Annotated in this window: 16 protein-coding genes; 6 read left to right on the top strand and 10 right to left on the bottom strand. The window is 66.5% G+C overall.

Annotated elements, in window-relative coordinates; translation table 11 throughout:
• Positions 1-213: 213 nt before the first annotated feature.
• The 3 genes from ASD71_RS19485 to ASD71_RS19475 all read right to left on the bottom strand — a co-directional run bounded on the left by ASD71_RS19485 (position 214) and on the right by ASD71_RS19475 (position 4,329).
• Positions 214-1,299 (bottom strand): LuxR C-terminal-related transcriptional regulator, encoded by a 1,086-nt coding sequence (locus tag ASD71_RS19485; RefSeq protein ID WP_056568393.1) that lies wholly within the window; start codon positions 1,297-1,299, stop codon positions 214-216.
• Positions 1,300-1,597: 298 nt separating this feature from the next.
• Positions 1,598-3,286, bottom strand: coding sequence for a DUF6138 family protein (locus tag ASD71_RS19480; RefSeq protein ID WP_056568390.1), 1,689 nt, complete (start codon positions 3,284-3,286; stop codon positions 1,598-1,600).
• 62 nt (positions 3,287-3,348) lie between these two features.
• On the bottom strand, positions 3,349-4,329 hold the full coding sequence (locus ASD71_RS19475) for an AraC family transcriptional regulator (RefSeq protein ID WP_056568388.1): 981 nt from the start codon (positions 4,327-4,329) through the stop codon (positions 3,349-3,351).
• Positions 4,330-4,494: 165 nt separating this feature from the next.
• On the opposite strand from ASD71_RS19475, the gene ASD71_RS19470 reads away from it, so the two are divergent.
• Both ASD71_RS19470 and ASD71_RS19465 read left to right on the top strand, forming a co-directional pair.
• A complete protein-coding gene (locus ASD71_RS19470) occupies positions 4,495-5,238 on the top strand; it encodes an SDR family oxidoreductase (protein WP_056568385.1) in 744 nt (247 codons plus the stop codon).
• A 24-nt stretch (positions 5,239-5,262) separates the two neighbouring features.
• Positions 5,263-6,024 carry an SDR family NAD(P)-dependent oxidoreductase gene (locus ASD71_RS19465; RefSeq protein WP_056568382.1) on the top strand — a complete coding sequence of 254 codons (762 nt, stop codon included), beginning with the start codon at positions 5,263-5,265 and terminating at the stop codon, positions 6,022-6,024.
• A 17-nt stretch (positions 6,025-6,041) separates the two neighbouring features.
• Here ASD71_RS19465 and ASD71_RS19460 read toward each other — a convergent pair whose 3' ends face one another.
• From ASD71_RS19460 to ASD71_RS19450, 3 genes are read right to left on the bottom strand one after another with little or no spacing between them, the layout of a single operon-like run.
• Positions 6,042-7,112, bottom strand: coding sequence for an ABC transporter substrate-binding protein (locus tag ASD71_RS19460; RefSeq protein WP_056568379.1), 1,071 nt, complete (start codon positions 7,110-7,112; stop codon positions 6,042-6,044).
• Positions 7,105-8,544, bottom strand: coding sequence for a sensor histidine kinase (locus tag ASD71_RS19455; RefSeq protein ID WP_056568376.1), 1,440 nt, complete (start codon positions 8,542-8,544; stop codon positions 7,105-7,107). The genes ASD71_RS19460 and ASD71_RS19455 overlap by 8 nt, the downstream gene beginning before the upstream one ends.
• A 14-nt stretch (positions 8,545-8,558) precedes the next feature.
• The gene (locus ASD71_RS19450) at positions 8,559-9,263 is read right to left on the bottom strand and encodes a response regulator transcription factor (RefSeq protein WP_056568372.1); all 705 of its coding nucleotides are present in this window, start codon (positions 9,261-9,263) and stop codon (positions 8,559-8,561) included.
• Positions 9,264-9,505: 242 nt separating this feature from the next.
• Between ASD71_RS19450 and ASD71_RS19445 the strand changes: the two genes are divergently transcribed.
• Together ASD71_RS19445 and ASD71_RS19440 are read left to right on the top strand one after the other, a co-directional pair.
• Positions 9,506-10,846, top strand: a complete 1,341-nt coding sequence (locus ASD71_RS19445; protein ID WP_056568369.1) for a CitMHS family transporter — start codon at positions 9,506-9,508, stop codon at positions 10,844-10,846.
• A gap of 41 nt (positions 10,847-10,887) precedes the next feature.
• Positions 10,888-11,628 (top strand): SDR family oxidoreductase, encoded by a 741-nt coding sequence (locus ASD71_RS19440; RefSeq protein ID WP_056568366.1) that lies wholly within the window; start codon positions 10,888-10,890, stop codon positions 11,626-11,628.
• Positions 11,629-11,638: 10 nt separating this feature from the next.
• Here the strand turns inward: ASD71_RS19440 and ASD71_RS19435 are convergent, their stop codons facing one another.
• The 4 genes from ASD71_RS19435 to ASD71_RS19420 all read right to left on the bottom strand — a co-directional run bounded on the left by ASD71_RS19435 (position 11,639) and on the right by ASD71_RS19420 (position 14,650).
• Complete coding sequence (locus ASD71_RS19435; protein WP_056568364.1) at positions 11,639-12,043, bottom strand: hypothetical protein; 405 nt, start codon at positions 12,041-12,043, stop codon at positions 11,639-11,641.
• Between the two features lie 82 nt (positions 12,044-12,125).
• Entirely contained in the window at positions 12,126-12,725 is a 600-nt protein-coding gene (locus tag ASD71_RS19430; RefSeq protein WP_056568363.1) for a LysE family translocator, read from the bottom strand.
• Between the two features lie 99 nt (positions 12,726-12,824).
• On the bottom strand, positions 12,825-14,111 hold the full coding sequence (locus ASD71_RS19425) for a hypothetical protein (protein WP_056568361.1): 1,287 nt from the start codon (positions 14,109-14,111) through the stop codon (positions 12,825-12,827).
• Between the two features lie 98 nt (positions 14,112-14,209).
• Positions 14,210-14,650, bottom strand: coding sequence for a hypothetical protein (locus tag ASD71_RS19420; protein ID WP_056568359.1), 441 nt, complete (start codon positions 14,648-14,650; stop codon positions 14,210-14,212).
• 360 nt (positions 14,651-15,010) lie between these two features.
• Between ASD71_RS19420 and ASD71_RS19415 the strand changes: the two genes are divergently transcribed.
• The gene (locus ASD71_RS19415; protein WP_056568357.1) at positions 15,011-15,214 is read left to right on the top strand and encodes a cold-shock protein; all 204 of its coding nucleotides are present in this window, start codon (positions 15,011-15,013) and stop codon (positions 15,212-15,214) included.
• A 41-nt stretch (positions 15,215-15,255) separates the two neighbouring features.
• Entirely contained in the window at positions 15,256-15,513 is a 258-nt protein-coding gene (locus ASD71_RS19410) for a hypothetical protein (protein ID WP_056568355.1), read from the top strand.
• Positions 15,514-15,681: the final 168 nt, after the last annotated feature.

Genomic DNA, 15,681 nt, shown 5'->3' with positions numbered 1-15,681 from the left:
CGAGGGCAGCTGCGGGGCCGGATGGGTGGAGTCATGGGCGGGCGGGGCGGGAGGCGCCGGTTTGCGGGCCTGCCGAATAGCGAGCGCAGACGGGATGGTGACCCGACGGGCGCGTGGCGGCCCGGGTCTCATGCCTTCATGCTCATCGTAGGGCCGCATGGGTGCAGGCCACATACTCAAAATTGAGTACGCCGCGCGGCGCGGCCGCTCGTGTTACAGCAATGACGCCAGGCGGACCAGTTCGGATTGGCGGCTGCACTCCATCTTGGTCAGCAACGATGCCACCTGCTTGCGCACCGTCAGGACCGAGGCGTGGCGCAAGGTGGCCACTTCCTCGACGCTGTGGCCGGCCGCCAGCCCGGCCAGCACCGCGGCTTCGGCATGCGTGATGGAGAACACCGATTGCAGCTTGGTGACGTCCGGCATCGCGAAGGCGCTTTTCTTGCGCATGCGCACCAGCAGCATCCGGCCACCGATGAGGCTGAGCGCATGGGGCGCCGTGCTGATGTCCACCCAGAACAGCTCGCCCCAGCCGGAGGCCGTGGCCATCGAACGCATATGGCCGTCGCCCGCCACGGCGGCGCAGTGCGCATCGAACAGCCGCTGCACCTTGGCGTCCGCGTGGCGCAGCCGTCGGCCATGCAGCGTCCAGCCGTTCACGTCGTCCAGAAAACCCACGGCCAGCGGCGACAGTTTGTCGACGATGCAATCCACGCTGATCAGCAGCACCGCTTCGTTGACCTCGGAAAACGCGCTTTCCAGCGACTTCCAGCCGATGGCGCGGTTGCGTTCGCGTTGCGACAACTGATGGCGCAGCACGCGGAAGTACCGCGCGTAATCGCCGGATTGCAGCCGGTCGCTCGCCTTGGCATCCACGGAAGAACGCTGAAAGCCGATCGCGGCGTGCAGCACGGTGTTCGATTCGATGATGAGCGACAGCAGTTGCTCCATGCGATGCCTGACCATGAAGTCCGCGTAGAACTCGGTGCGGTGCAACTGCGCGGGCTCGTACAACCGCGCGGTGTCCAGCCAGGTGCCGGCGGGAGCATTGCGGCCGTCCTGCTCAAGGATGTCGCAGGTGGAGTAATGCTCCTGGTATTCCGAGGTGCACGCGTCGGAGAATCCGATGGCGGACAGCGTCAGCAGTTCGTTCCTGGCGTCGAACACGATGAGCGTTCCGCTGTCGGCCCCGACAAGATCGCGGGCCGTGCCAAGAATGTCGCGCCATGGCGGCTCGGGGTCGGTCAAATGATCGACGGCCTCGACGGCGCGGCGCAATGCGATTCGATGATCGGGCATGGCGTGCCTCCAACGCTGGTTCAAACGTAATCGCTGCTACGTGTCACACATGGTTGTAGGTGGCGCCGGCCGGCAAGGCATGGCGGCGCACCGCTGCTGCGGATCAAAGCGGTGGGCGCGCCGCAAGGAACGTGCGGTGATGGCGGCAAACCCAGGGCCGATTATCGTCGCAAATTTGCGCGCGATGATGATTTCGCCGGGTTTGTCCGCAAGGAAAATTGCGTGTTGATGCGGCGATACCGGGATAATTCAACCGCTGCGGAAGTCCCCGTAAAACTGCCGCGCGGCACGGCTGAGCTTACTGCGCCAGCAGCCGTAGCAGCAGCGCCTTTTTCGGCTCGTCGGCCTTGCGCGCCAGCGCGGCCAACTTCTTGTCGGATCCGTACAGCCGTTCGCGCACATGCGCCCTGTGGTGTTCGGGCAGCTCGGCCAGCGCGTCAGCCAGCAGGGCGAGTGTCTGCGCATCTTCAATCGCGAACCCGGCAGGCGGCTTGAAGCCATCCGTGCAGACGCACAGGCATGCCACGGCGGTGGCAAGAGTGTCCGGCGTCAGCCCATGCTGTTCGAGGAACACGGTGGTGTAGCGATCTTGCACCGACTGGTGTTCGTCGTCCACCAGATCCATGTAGTGGCGCAGCAGCGCAAAGCGGCCGGCGTCGGCCAGGCCCAGCGCGAAGGCCGCGTACGTGCCCGACAGGCAGGCCTTCTCGGCCTCCGAGTCGGTGTACCACTCATAAGGCTGGATGGCGGCGCGCGCGTAATTCTCCAGCGCATCGTGCGCCTCGAGGTGCTGCGCGGCGTTGGCAAAGAAGCGATGCGTGTCGGACTTGGCCAGGCCTTTGATGGGCAGGTAGTGGCGTGCCCGACTTTTCAATTCGATGCGGTAACCGGCGGGAAAGCCCGCGCGCAACGCATTCGCGATGAAATCGAGCGCCTGGATATAGGCTGCCGCCGATTCCTGCCGGATGGTGACGGACACCGTGGCAAGTACGTCGTTGGCGGCGCAGTCCACGTGTTCGTGTGTCAGGCGCGTGCATGCTGGCGCAAGCGCTCCGCTGCCGGTGACCAGCATCGCTGCGGCACGCGCGCTGCCCACGTCGCGCGCCAGCTCCAGAAAGGTCAAGCCAAGCGGCCGCGCATAGCCGGGTTCAAAGCGCAGGATCAGCGTTGCCGCGTAGAGCAGCAGGTCGATGCCGCGGTCGCCGGGATCCAGCGTTGCGCCGGGCTTGAGCGTGTAGGTGTTCTGGCGGAAGGCGTTCTGTGCCACGTCGAAATAGCGCGGCAGATATTGCTCTTCGGACCAGCGCCGTAGCGCATGGATGATGGCGCCGCGCTGCTCCGCCAGCGATTCCTGGCCCGCGTTCAGCGCCAGCACGCGCGCAAAGACGGCGATCAGCCAGGGGTAATCGAACTCGGGAAACAGGCGTTCGTTCAGAAGATGGCTGCACAGCAGGCTGATGTGCAGGCGGCCGGTAGGCTGGCTGCCGTTCAGCACTTCGTGGTCCACGTATTGCGCCACGCGCTCGCGCAGGCCTTGCTGCTTGGCCTCGTCGGTGTGGTCCACCAGTGTCAGGCGCAGCCGGCCTTCGGTGGTCGGGAATTGCGCACGAAAGCGGAAATGGTGGTCCAGGTGCGGTTTGCCGGCAAGCCGGGCGATGCGTTCAAGCACGGCCTCGCGCAGCACGGGCGCCAGCGATTGGTGGATGGCTTCGGGACTGAGCGGGCCGTTGCGGCCTTCGGCGCGCAGGCCGTCCTCGTCGTCGGGCTCCCAGCTGGGCATGACGTCGAACATGATGCGCGAGGGCTCGTACTCCAGCAGGATTTCGCTGTGAATGCCGGCCTGCAGCGGCGTGCGGGCCACGATCGCGTCGATGTCATCGCGCGCTTTCAGCTTGTCGAACCAGCCATGAATGGCGGCAAGCGTTTCATCCTGGATCTGCTGGGCGGTCTTGTGATGCAGGCCAATGGCGCGGGAGTCGTGGGACATCGTGATTCGTGAGGGTTGCAACAGTTGCGCCGAATGCTACACGATGGGGCGCCAGGCCAGCGTCAGTGCCGCGACGCGAAATCGCCGATGGCGGCCGCGGGCGACAGCGCGAATGACGCCTTCATGTCGCGCACTTCCTCGACTGGCGTGCGGCCGAAGAAGCGCTTGAATTCGCGGCTGAACTGCGACGCGCTTTCGTAGCCGACGCGGGCCGAGGCCGACGCGGCCGTCAGCCCGTCGCGGATCATCATGAGCCTGGCGTGATGCAGCCGCGTGGACTTGATGTACTGGATGGGCGAGGTCTGCGTCACCGCCTTGAAATTGACGTGAAACGCCGGGACGCTCATGCCGGCCTCTTGCGCCAGATGCGTGACGTCCAGCGGCTGGGAATAGTCCGTATGGATGCGGCGCAGCGCACGCGCGACGCGGCCGAAGCGTCCCGGGTGCGCCAGCGCGGCGCGCAGCGCGCCGCCTTGCTCGCCGCTCAGGACGCGAAAGCAGATCTCGCGCACCAGCGCCGGGCCGAGGATCTCGGCATCGAGTGGATGGCACAACGCACGCAAGAGGCGCACGGTGGCGTCGGCCAGCTCAACGGACAGCGGGGTCGAAGCGATGCCGAGCGGCGCGTCGCCGTTTTGGGTGTCTGCGCCGGTGCCTGCGGCGGCTTCGGAGCCATCGCCTGAGCGGTTGTCGATCGCCACCACCAGATCGGCCACGGTGGCCAGATCCATCCGTATCGACACCGCGAGCATGGGTTCTTCCTTGCTTGCCTGCGTTTCCGTGGAAAAGGGCAGGGGCACGGACAGCACCAGAAAGTGCTGCGCGTCGTAGACGTAGGTTTCGTCGCCCAGAAAGCCGAGCTTGCGGCCCTGGCAGACGATCACGATGCCGGGCTCGTAAAGCACCGGCGTGCGGCCAAGCGGCCGGTCAGAGCGCATGAAGCGCACGCCGTCCAGCGCGGACAGGCTGTAGCCCTCGTTGGGCGCCAGGCGGTCGATGAGCGCAATCATTTCGCGCGACAGCGGATTGGACGGCAGCGTCATGGGGCATCCGTGGTTCGGTTCCGGTGGGGGACATTCTACCGGCGTCAACCGGGGCGGAACAGGGTGCGCGATAGGAATGGGCAAGGGTGCGATAGACGCAGGTATTCGCGCGCGGCGCCGCAATCCTTAGCATTTCAGTCACGTAAACGACTTGGAGAAACAACCATGACTTCGACTCAGAACCGGCAATCCAAAGTGGTGCTGATCACCGGCGCCAGCAGCGGCATCGGCGAGGCCTCGGCGCGGCTTCTGGCCGCGCAGGGCCACCGTGTGTATGTGGGGGCGCGCCGCACGGACCGGCTGGAAACACTGGTGCAAGAGATTCGGGCAAACGGCGGCACGGCAGCGTTTCGCGCGCTGGACGTCACTTCGGCCGAGGACATGCGGGACTTCGTACGCGGCGCCGAGGCGGCCTACGGGCAGGTGGACGTGATCGTCAACAACGCGGGCGTGATGCCGCTGTCGCCGCTGAATTCGCTGAAGGTGGACGAGTGGGATCGGATGATCGACGTGAACATCCGCGGCGTGCTGCACGGCATCGCCGCCGTGTTGCCGGGCATGGAGCGCCAGGGACACGGACAGGTGATCAACGTGTCTTCCATCGGCGGACTCGCCGTGTCGCCGACGGCGGCGGTGTACTGCGCGACCAAGTTCGCGGTCCGTGCGATCTCGGATGGCTTGCGCCAGGAGACCGACAAGATTCGCGTGACCGTGTTGTGCCCCGGCGTCGTCGAATCGGAACTGGCCGACACCATCACCGACGACACCGCGCGCGTGGCGATGCAGTCGTTCCGCCGCGTGGCCCTGCACCCGGACGCCATTGCCCGCGCCATTGCCTACGCCATCGAACAGCCTGACGACGTGGACGTCAGCGAAGTGGTGGTGCGCCCGACGGCCAGTCCGTATTGAACGATCAATCCAAAGGAATCACTCATGACTGCGACAACTTCTAAAGACCAACCCTTTTCCGGCCAGACCGCCATTGTGACCGGCGCCGCCAGCGGCATCGGCCTGGCCACCACGGAACTCCTGCACGCGCAGGGCGCCCGCGTCGTGGCGGTGGACCGGGATGACGCTGTGTGCGCGCTGGCGCGGCCCGGCGTCGAGCCCCTGGTGGCCGACATCTCGCGGGAAGACAGCGCCGAGCTTGCAGTCAAGACCGCGATGGACCGCTTCGGCAGGCTGGACATCCTGGTGAACAACGCGGGCGTCATCATCAACAAGCCGGTGATCGACATGACGCTGGACGACTGGAACGGCATCCTTGCCGTAAACGCCACCGGCGCCTTCCTGTTTTCGCGCGAAGCGATGCGCGTCATGGCGCCGGCGGGCCGCGGCGCGATCGTCAACATCGGTTCGTATGCGTGCTACCAGGCCTTTCCGACCATTGCGGCCTATGCCGCGTCGAAGGGCGCGCTGGCGCAGTTGACCCGCGCCCTGTCGCTGGAGGCCATCGAGCACGGCATCCGCGTGAACGCCGTGGGATCGGGCGACGTGGTCACCAACATCACCAACCACATCCATGCGGACGGTCCCGGCTTCCTGGCCGAGCATGGCAAGAACGCGCCGATCCGGCGGGCGGCCGAACCGCGCGAGATTGCGGAGGTCATTGCGTTTCTGGCGTCGGAGAAAGCCAGCTACATCGTGGGCGCGGTGGTGATGGCCGACGGCGGCATGAGCGTGGCGCTGCGCTAGGCGCGGCACCAGTTCGGTCAGCGTGGCGGAAAGATCGCCGCGCGCCACAGGTCCAGGAAGTGGCGCTTTTTCAGCGGGTCCAGGTACACCAGCAGGCCGACGCCCAATGCCACGGGTCGCACGCCGGCCGCTGGCACGACCGATGCGCTGACCGGCCGCATGCCGGACTCGCGCGCCAGCGCATCCTGCCCCCGCGCCGACAGCAGATAGTCCAGGAACAGCGCGCCCAGGTCGCCGCGCGGCGCCTGTTTCGGAATGATGGCCGAGCGCGACAGCATCAGCGTGTAGTCCTGCGGGTAGATGATGGCGAGCGGCGCGCCGTTGTCGATGCGGTGCCGGGTATAGGACTCCAGCAGGTTGTAGGCCAGCGTCACGTCGCCGCTTTCCAGCTTGTCCAGCGCGTGTTCGGTGGACTCGTGGATGGACACGCCGTTGCGGCCGAAGGCGCCAAGCAGCGCGCCCGCCATGCTGTCCAGCCGCGTGTCCTGCGTGGCCGCCAGATAGCCGATGCCGCTGCCCTGCACGTCGTAGGTGGAGATGCGGCCGGCGAGGGGCTGGTCGGGCGCCTGCAGCAGCGACAGCAGTTCGCGGCGGGTGTGCGGCACGCGCGCGGCATCGAGCTTGTGCGTGTTGTAGACCATCACGATGGGGTCGGTGCCGATGCTGAAGACCTCATCGCGCCAGTTCGCCCAGCCGGGCAGTGCGCGCGTCTGCGGCGATATGTGCACGCGCGCATAGCCGTCGTTGACCAGTTTGGTCTGCAGGTCCATGGCGCTGCTGATGACGATGTCGGGGCCCGACGGAACGCCAGGTGCCTTCGCGGCGCGGGTCACGGTGTCGCTATAGAGTTCCTGCGTCGACAGCTCGGTGTATTCCAGCCGCACGGACGGATTGAGCCTGCTGAAGTCCTCCAGCACGCCGCGAAACACCTGCACGCTGTTGGACGCGTGCACGATCAGCACGTTGCTGCTGTCGGCGGGACCCAGCGTGAGGCCGCTGCTGCTCACTTCGGCAGCGTGGCTGACCGGTGCCAGCGTCAGCGCGGCGATCACGGTCAGGCCGCGCAGAAAGGACAGGGCGTCACGCATGATCGGCACGGGTGGGCAAGGGAGTGGCGGGCAGGGTGATGACGGCATCCAGGCCGCCGCCCACGCGGTTGCTCAGGCTGAGCGTGCCGCCGTGAATGTCGACGACGCGCTTGATGATGGACAGGCCCAGCCCGGCGCCGGGCGAGCGGGGATCGGGGCCGCGCGCAAACCGTTCGAAGGCCGTGTTGGCCAGCGCCGGCGGAATTCCCGGCCCCTGGTCGGACACCGTGACACGCCAGCCGCCGTCGTGCGGATCCAGCCGCACGTCGATGTGGCCGTCGTCGTTGGCGCCGTGGCGCAAGGCGTTGTCGATGAGGTTCTTGAAGGCTTCGCGCAGCATCAGGTTGTCGCCCAGCACGCGCGGCGGCTTGCTGCTGTTGGCGGATGGCAGATGCAGGCGGACATCAGGCTGCGGGTCGGCCTGCGGGACGGTGTCGTACACGGCCTGGCTCAGCAGTTCGGCCACGTCGACGGGCTGGAACTGCCGGACATTGCTTCGGTGGATGACGCTGGCGTCGCTAAGAAGCTGATTGACCAGCCGCGACAGCTTTTCGGCATTGCGCAGCACGGCCAGAAGGCTGCGCCGCTGCTCGGCCGGATCGTCCTCGTCCAGCGCGACTTCCATCTGCGCATGCAGCGCGGCCAGCGGGGTGCGCAACTGGTGCGCGGCCTCGGCGATGAACAGGCGCAGCGTGTCCAGGTTTTCCGATAGCCGGCCCATGAAGCCGTCCAGCGAGTGAACCAGCATGTCCAGTTCCTCGGGCACCGGCGCGGCGATGGGATGCAGGTCCGACGCGGTGCGGCCAGCCAGCTCGCGCTCGACCCGCTGGATGGGCGACAGCGACCGCTGCAATCCCCAATAGGCCAGCGCCAGCGCTGCCGCCGTAAAGCCGATGAGCGCCAGCGTGCCTTGCCACAGGATGCGCTCGGCCAGCGCGTTGCGCGCCTCGCGTGTCTGGGCGACCTGGATGATCGCGGTTTCGGTCTCTTGCGGGCCCGCCACCTTGCGTTCCATCCACGCGATGCGCACCGGTTCGCCCTGGTACTCGGCGGCGTAGAGTTGCGGCGTGCTGGCGTCGGCATTGCCGCGCGCGGGTGGCGCGGGCAGGTCGCCGTATCCGGAGATCAGCGCGCCGCGCGCCGAGGCCACCCGGTAGAACACACGGTCGCGCGGCGCCTGTTCCAGCAGTGCAAGCGCCGCATAGGGCATGTCCATCTGCCACTCGCCCTGCACGAGCTGCAGGCTGTCGGCCATGGACAGCACGGAAGCGCGCAGCAGTTGGTCGTAAGTGGTGTCGGCGGTCTGGTGCGCATAGCCGCGCACCAGCAGGTAGATCGCGCCCAGCCCGACTGCGAACAGCGCGCCGAGCACGGTCAGCAGCCGGCGGCGCACGGAAATACGGCGGGGCTGCTCGGAACGCGGCCGGTTCATGGCGCTGCGAGCCGCTACGGATGCGGCGGGGCCGCGGGCTCGCCGTCCGCGCCTTCCGCTGCCGTCAGCAGGTAGCCGGTGCCGCGCTGCGTCTCGATGCGAAGGGGCGAGCCTTCCAGCTTGCGGCGTAGCCGGGCGATGTAGACCTCGATGGCGTTGGGCGCGGCGTCGTCGTCAAACGCAAACAGCTTGTTCGCGATTTCCGACTTGCTGACGGCGCGGTTCATGCCGGCCAGCAGGATCTCCAGCAGGCTGAACTCGCGCTTGGGCAGGTCGATGCGCCGGCCGGCCAGCGTCACCTGCCGCGCCGCACTGTCGATGACCAGTTCACCAAAGCGCAGGGTGCCCGTGGCCTGCGGGCTGGGCCGGCGCAGCAGCGCGCGGCACCGGGCTTCCAGCTCGCGGAAATCGAAGGGCTTGGCCAGATAGTCGTCGGCGCCGGTATCCAGCGCGTGCACGCGGTCCTCGATGTCGATGCGCGCGGTCAGCGCCAGGACGGGCGTCTTGCTGCCGCGGTCGCGCAGCCGGTGCAGGATGTCGAACCCCGACATACGGGGCAGGCCGATGTCCAGGATGACGAGATCGAAGGTCTCGTATTGCAGGACACCATCGGCGTTCAGGCCATCGTTCTGGCTGTCGACCGCGTGGCCGAGACGACGCAGCCGGCGCACGAGTGCGTCGGACAAATCCTCATCGTCTTCGATTACCAGGATGCGCATAGCGCCGATTGTCGCATGAGGGGGAGCCCCCACGCCGCGCGCGCTTCGCACGCTAGCTGCCCCCGAGGGGGCGCTTTTCCCTTGGGGCGGCCCGGCGGGAAAAGGAGTTCCCAAGCGACGAATGTGTCTCCGCGGCCAACAAAAACGACAGGTTCCAGACAGCTTTTCTTCCTAGTCTTGCGCTCCTGCTTCCCCAGCCGGAGGCGGGCACACATAACAACGACTAGCTGGAGATAACCCTCATGCTTCTGACCCTGCTTGGCTTCGGCATGGTGATCACGTTCATGACGCTGATCATGACCAAGCGCCTGTCGCCGCTTGTCGCCCTCATCCTTGTCCCCATTATTTTTGCGCTGCTCGGCGGGTTTGGCGCGGGCATCGACAAGATGATGCTGGACGGCATCCGCAAGATCGCGCCGACCGGCGTGATGCTGATGTTCGCCATCCTGTACTTCGGCGTGATGATCGATGCGGGCCTGTTCGACCCCATCGTCGGCCGCATCCTGCGCGCGGTGAAGGGCGATCCGCTGAAGATCGTGGTGGGCACGACGGTGCTGGCGCTGGTGATCTCGCTGGACGGCGACGGCTCCACCACCTACATGATCGTCGTGGCGTCGATGCTGCCGCTGTACCGTCGCCTGAAGATGAATGCGCTGTCCATGACCTGCCTGGCGATGCTGGCGAGCGGCGTTATGAACCTGACGCCGTGGGGCGGACCGACGGCGCGCGCGGCCAGCGCCCTGCACGTGGACGCGGGCGACATCTTTGTGCCGCTGGTGCCGGTGATGGGCGTGTCCATCGTTGCGATCCTTATCCTGGCGTTCTTCCTGGGCCTGCGCGAGCGCCGCCGCCTGGGCGTGCTGGCGCTGCCGGAAGGCGCGTCGCTGCATGCCGGCTACGACGAGGACGGTCCGAAGAATCTGCCCGAGATCGAGGTCGACCACGACCTGCGCCGTCCCAAGCTGCTGTGGGTGAATGCGGGCCTGACGTTGGCGCTGATGGTGAGCCTGGTGCTGGGCGTGCTGCCGCTGCCCGTGCTGTTCATGATCGCGTTCGCGATTGCGCTGATCATCAACTACCCGAATCTGGCCGAGCAGCGCCGCCGCGTGGCGCAGCATGCGGGCAACGTGCTGTCGGTGGTGTCGCTGATCTTCGCGGCGGGCATCTTCACCGGCATCCTGTCGGGCACCGGCATGGTCGAAGCCATGTCGCGCAGTCTGCTCGCCGTCATTCCCGACGCGCTGGGACCGTATCTGGCGGGTATCACCGCGCTGGTCAGCCTGCCGTTCACGTTCTTCATGTCGAACGACGCCTTCTACTTCGGCGTGCTGCCCATCCTGAGCGAAGCCGCGCAAGGTTACGGGATCACGCCCGTCGAGATGGCGCGCGCCTCGCTGATCGGCCAGCCCGTCCACCTGCTCAGCCCGCTTGTGCCGTCCACCTACCTGCTCGTCGGCCTGGCCGGCGTGGAGTTCGGCGACCACCAGCGCTATGCGCTCAAGTGGGCCACGATGGTCTGCATGGTGATGCTGGTCGCCGCCCTGGCGTTCGGCCTGTTCCCCCTGGTCGGCGCGGCCGCCTGATTCCCCGCGGCGCCTGCCGCACGACTTTGAAAGGAAGAACCATGGCTTTGCGCATCGCCTACGTCACCAGCGGCATGGGCCATACCGGCACCGCGATCTGCCAGGCGCTGCATCGCGCCGGCCATCGCGTAGTCGCCGGCTGCGGTCCGCGCTCGTCCCGCAAGGACCACTGGCTGAAGGAACAGAAGTCGCTCGGCTACGACTTCATCGCCTCGGAAGGCGACGCCACGGACTGGTCGTCGACCGAGGCCGCCTTCGCCAAGGTCCGGCGCGAGGTCGGCGAGATCGACGTGCTGGTCAACAATGCGGGCTCCATGCTGGACATGCGCTTTCGGCAGATGAGTCACGCCGACTGGTCGGCCGTCCTGCGCAGCAACCTGGATACGCTCTTCAACAGCACCAAGCAGGTCGTCGACAGCATGGCGGACCGGGGCTGGGGGCGGATCATCAACATCGGGTCGGTCGCGGCCGAGAAAGGCCAGATCGGCCAGATCAACTTCGCGACCGCCAAGGGCGCGGTCATCGGCTTCACGCGCTCGCTTGCGCAGGAAGTCGCGGCGCGCGGCGTGACGGTGAACCTGGTGTCGCCGGGCTTCATCGCCGACGATACCGTCCGCGCCTTCCCGCCCGCGCTGCTGGACCGCATCGTCGAAAGCGTGCCGGTCGGCAGGCTGGGCACCGCGCAGGACCTGGCCGGGCTGTGCGTGTGGCTGGCGTCTGACGAGGCCGCGTTTGTCACCGGCGCCAACTACGCCATCAACGGCGGCGTGTACATGAGCTGATGCAGGGGCGTCAGACGGCGCGGCTTTTCAGGAAGTCGGCGATGGAGGTCGCGGTGCGCTTGCTGTCGGCCAGCCATTCCACGCGCCATTCGGTGATGCGCTCGTCGGTGTAGTGTTCAAAGACGCCTGGCGTGGGCTCGTTGATGGACTCCAACTGTCGCACCAATACCAGCGGTTGTTCCGCACCCGGCGTGTCTTGCGAAAAGGCCGCGGCGTCTTCAAAGGTGTCAAAGGCGTAGTAGTAATCGTCGCCGTCGTGCAGGTCCTCACCGCCCGCATGCGGGTGCACCCACACGCGATATTCCAGGACGTCGTCGTAGAAATAGCCGCCGCCCGACTTGGTCATGGCGGGGTATTCGCCCACCTGATCGGGATCGATGGCGACGGGGTGAGCGGATGAAATGCCGGGTGTCATGATGCTGCGGGCTCCGATTGATCTGCCTGGGGCAGGTAAGCAGGGCCGACACCTTATCGCAGTTTCGACCGCTGCGCCGTTGTCAGCGAAACACCGACCAGGCCAGCGTCGCCGAAAACACGCCCAGCACGATTGAGGCGCCGCGCTGCATCTTTGCCGGATCGATCCACTTCATCCGTTCACCGCCCAGCGTCGCGCCGAACAGCACCCAGGCCAGACCAATGGGCACCAGCAACACTGCAAAGACGCCCATCGCCGTCAGATACGCCGGGACGCTCTGGAAGGCCAGGGCGGGAAAGATGGCGCTGGCGAACAGGATGCCCTTCGGGTTGAGCAGCGTGGCGACGAACAGCGTGCGCATGCCGATCAGCTGCTGGGCCGCCGAGGGCACGGCGGTGGCAGCGCGCCACATGCGCCACGCGAGCCAGGCGATATACAGGCTGCTGGACGCCCGCACCACGGCCGGCAACCACGGCACCACCTGCGCGGCTTCGCCCAGGAATCGGCCCCACACCGTGATCGACACCAGATAGCCCGCCAGTTCGGCCAGGGTCAGGCGCGCGGACTTGCGAAAGCCTTGGCGCAGGCCGGCGGCGGCCAGCAGCGTATTGGTCGGACCCGGCATGGCCAGGATGACTGCGACGCCTGCGACAAACAGACTGGCGGTCGTGACGGTGAACATGGTGCATGGGATCGATGGCGGGAAGGGCCGTCTTGTAGCACGGCCCCGTTACCGCATGCAATCGCAGCCCTGCGTCAGGGCGCGGCCAAAGGCGGCCGGTCAGGTGCACTGCCAAAGATGCCCGCTGACGCGGCAGGCCGCGCACCAGAAGCTGTAGTTGCAGCCGCCGCTACCCCACAGCCATTCGCCGCCGTCTTCTTGCGGCAGGCCCGAGTCCAGCTGCATGGCCAGGGGCATGTCCTCGCCGCAATCGGGACACGCCGGATAGGTGGCGGATTGCACCCAGCTCGGTGCGCCGCCGACCCGGCTGAGGTTCTGGCGGCCATTGGATTCGCCCCAGTCCTGCCAATGCCAGCGCGCCGGCGCCTTGAACAGCGTCACGTCGGCCGCCAGTAGCGGAGTCGCGACGAAGTCCGGCGACAAAGGGGCATCGCGCTCCTGGCTGGGATGCGTCCGCGGCACGCCGTCCTCGCCGTGGCAAAAGAAGAGGGCGCCGTCGGTTTCCCAACCCTGGCACGACAGGCAGGTGGCGAATTCAATCGCGCTATTGCCATCGATGCCGGCCGCGGCGGGATCTTGAATGGCGAGCAGCCGGTGCAGGGGGCCGTGGCACAGGCCGCATTGGCTCGCCAACGTGCCGCCCATGCGCGCCTGCAAGCCGCCCGTTGATTCGGCGTTCCAGGTCGGGTGCGCGCGATGCACCTCGCGCCGCCACGCCGGTTGTTGCGCCAGCATCGATTTTCGTTGCGCGGCGTTAAAGCCGATGTGCAGCGGCTGTTCGCCGTGCAGGGCGCGCAGGCCGCCTTCGTGTTCCGTATAGCCCGCCTGCTGCAACCACGCTGCGGCATCGGAGTGGCCGGCCTCGGGGAACAGGCGGCGCCAGGCCGCGTACACCGCCTGCGGTCGGCGCGAACGCAGCAATGCGACGGCGCGCGCGCGGCCTGGACTGCCTTCGGACAGGTCGTCGTCCAGCCGGTGCAGCCAGTCGTACAGCGTGGCGTCGTCAAGGGCGCGCCATGCGTGGTCGGCCGCGTATTCCGGACCGCCGTCGTCGTCTTGCACGGCGGTGAGCAGCCGCTCCCATTCCGGGGCAAAGGCTTCGGGATGCTGCACCGCTGCGGAGTCCAGGATCCCCCGCGCCAGTTCGGAATCCGCGCCGCGCCGCCAGACGTCGCGAACCGTGGCTACGTAGGCCTCGTCGTCCATCAGGTCCAGCGCAGCGTCGATGAAGGTGGCGTGGTTCGGCGGCCTGTGGAGCGCCTGCAGAACCAGATCGGCCAGCGCCGCCGGCGCATCCCGCCGCAATTGCAGCGTCTGCGCCATGGGGTCGTTGTTCTTCCAGCCCAGGCGTTCGTAAGCGTCAAGGATCTCGGTGGCGGTTTTCATCGGCCCGTCCAGAATTGATCGAGCCGGGAGGATATCCGATGGCGTCGCTTGCCGCGGACCGGTGACGTGGGCGGGGGACGGTCCGCGCCGGGGCCGCGCTAGCGTGCCAGCTTCGTCGATACGTCCGTATGCGTGCCACGGTCCAGATCCGCGCCAAGCGACCTGTCCCATGCAGGCAGCGTCTGCAGTTCCTCGCTGACTTCACCCGCTTCGATGCGACGCGCAATGTCGTCCAGCAATTGCGTGCGCGTGGCGAATCCCCGGCCCTGCAGGTCTCGTGCAAACAGCCGGTAACGCAGATTGGGTTCAGCGCCCTTCATCACGCCCAGATTCAGGATCTGGCCTTGCTCGTTGCGCAGCAGCAGATGGCCGGGGCGGGCATAGATACGGTAAATGCGCCAAGGCGACGAAATCGCGGTGTGACGGGGATGTGTGACGCACCCGGGGTCGCTACTACCGCCGGACGGCAGTGGCGTCGAAGGAAGGCGTTTGATGCACGCGTTGGCGAATCGGGCAATGGATCTTCTGATGGCGCTCACGCAGCGCCTGCCGTCATCGCGGAAAAATCAATCGGGCAGGGGACTGGCGGCAGGGGCTGGCGCTGAATGACCACGGGTTGTTCCTCATATGGCGATACGGCGAGGCGACGCGCGTTCAAGCACCACGCGCCCAGCATACGCGCTTTAGGCGGCCGGCTTACGCGCTGAGGTGATTTGGTTACGCATTAAGCACAAAGCGCGTTGACTTCCCCCCGCAGGCCGCCCATAGTGGTCTAGAAGCTTTTCGAGCATCGTGATTTTCGTCCGGTCTTGCACCCTCCGAGGGGCGCCTAATTGTTCGCGATCCTTTCCTTGACTGGCCTCATTTCGCGGGCCCGCCCGCATTTAAAGGAAAGCGTCATGGAAACCGGAATTGTGAAGTGGTTCAACGATGCCAAGGGGTTTGGCTTCATCATGCCCGAGGACGGTGGCAAGGACATCTTTGCGCACTTTTCGGAGATCGTCAGCGACGGCCATAAAGTGCTTCTTGAAAATCAGCGTGTCAGCTATGTGACCGCGCAAGGCGCCAAGGGCCCTCACGCGACGCAGATTCGCGCATTGTGATCGGCGGCCGCACGGCCTATCGGTCAGATACTGGAGGTCCCATGTTTCATAACAATATGGTTTACAAGGGCTACCGGCTTACCGCGAGTGTGTCCCGGGTTGCAATCGGGAACGCGCGCCGACCGGCTTTTACCGCAACGGTCGCCGTGGAATTGGCGGGCGATCAGGACCGGCTCGGCGAGCCGCATGCCGTGCCGCTGTTCGACTCCGGCGGGTGTGTTGCCACGCCCGGCATGGCAGTCGACGCCGCGATCACGCATGGCCGTTTGATGGTGGATGCGCATTCCCGGGCAGTGTGACGGCGCTGTGCGAGCCGCGGGGTAGCGCGAATCGCTGCCCATGCACGGTGCAAAAACCAGACAGGGCCGTCCTCGTTACGGGGGCGGCCCATTTTCATGTTGGGCAGCGCGGGTTCAGTGTGGCGATGGCGGGTAAAGACGTCTGAAAGGGCTTTCCGATCAGCACGC

This window comes from Achromobacter sp. Root565 (genome assembly GCF_001427425.1).
Classification (GTDB): Bacteria; Pseudomonadota; Gammaproteobacteria; order Burkholderiales; family Burkholderiaceae_B; genus Achromobacter; species Achromobacter spanius_D.
Note: the sequence above shows the minus strand (reverse complement) of the source record. Positions and strands in the feature narration are given on the sequence as shown.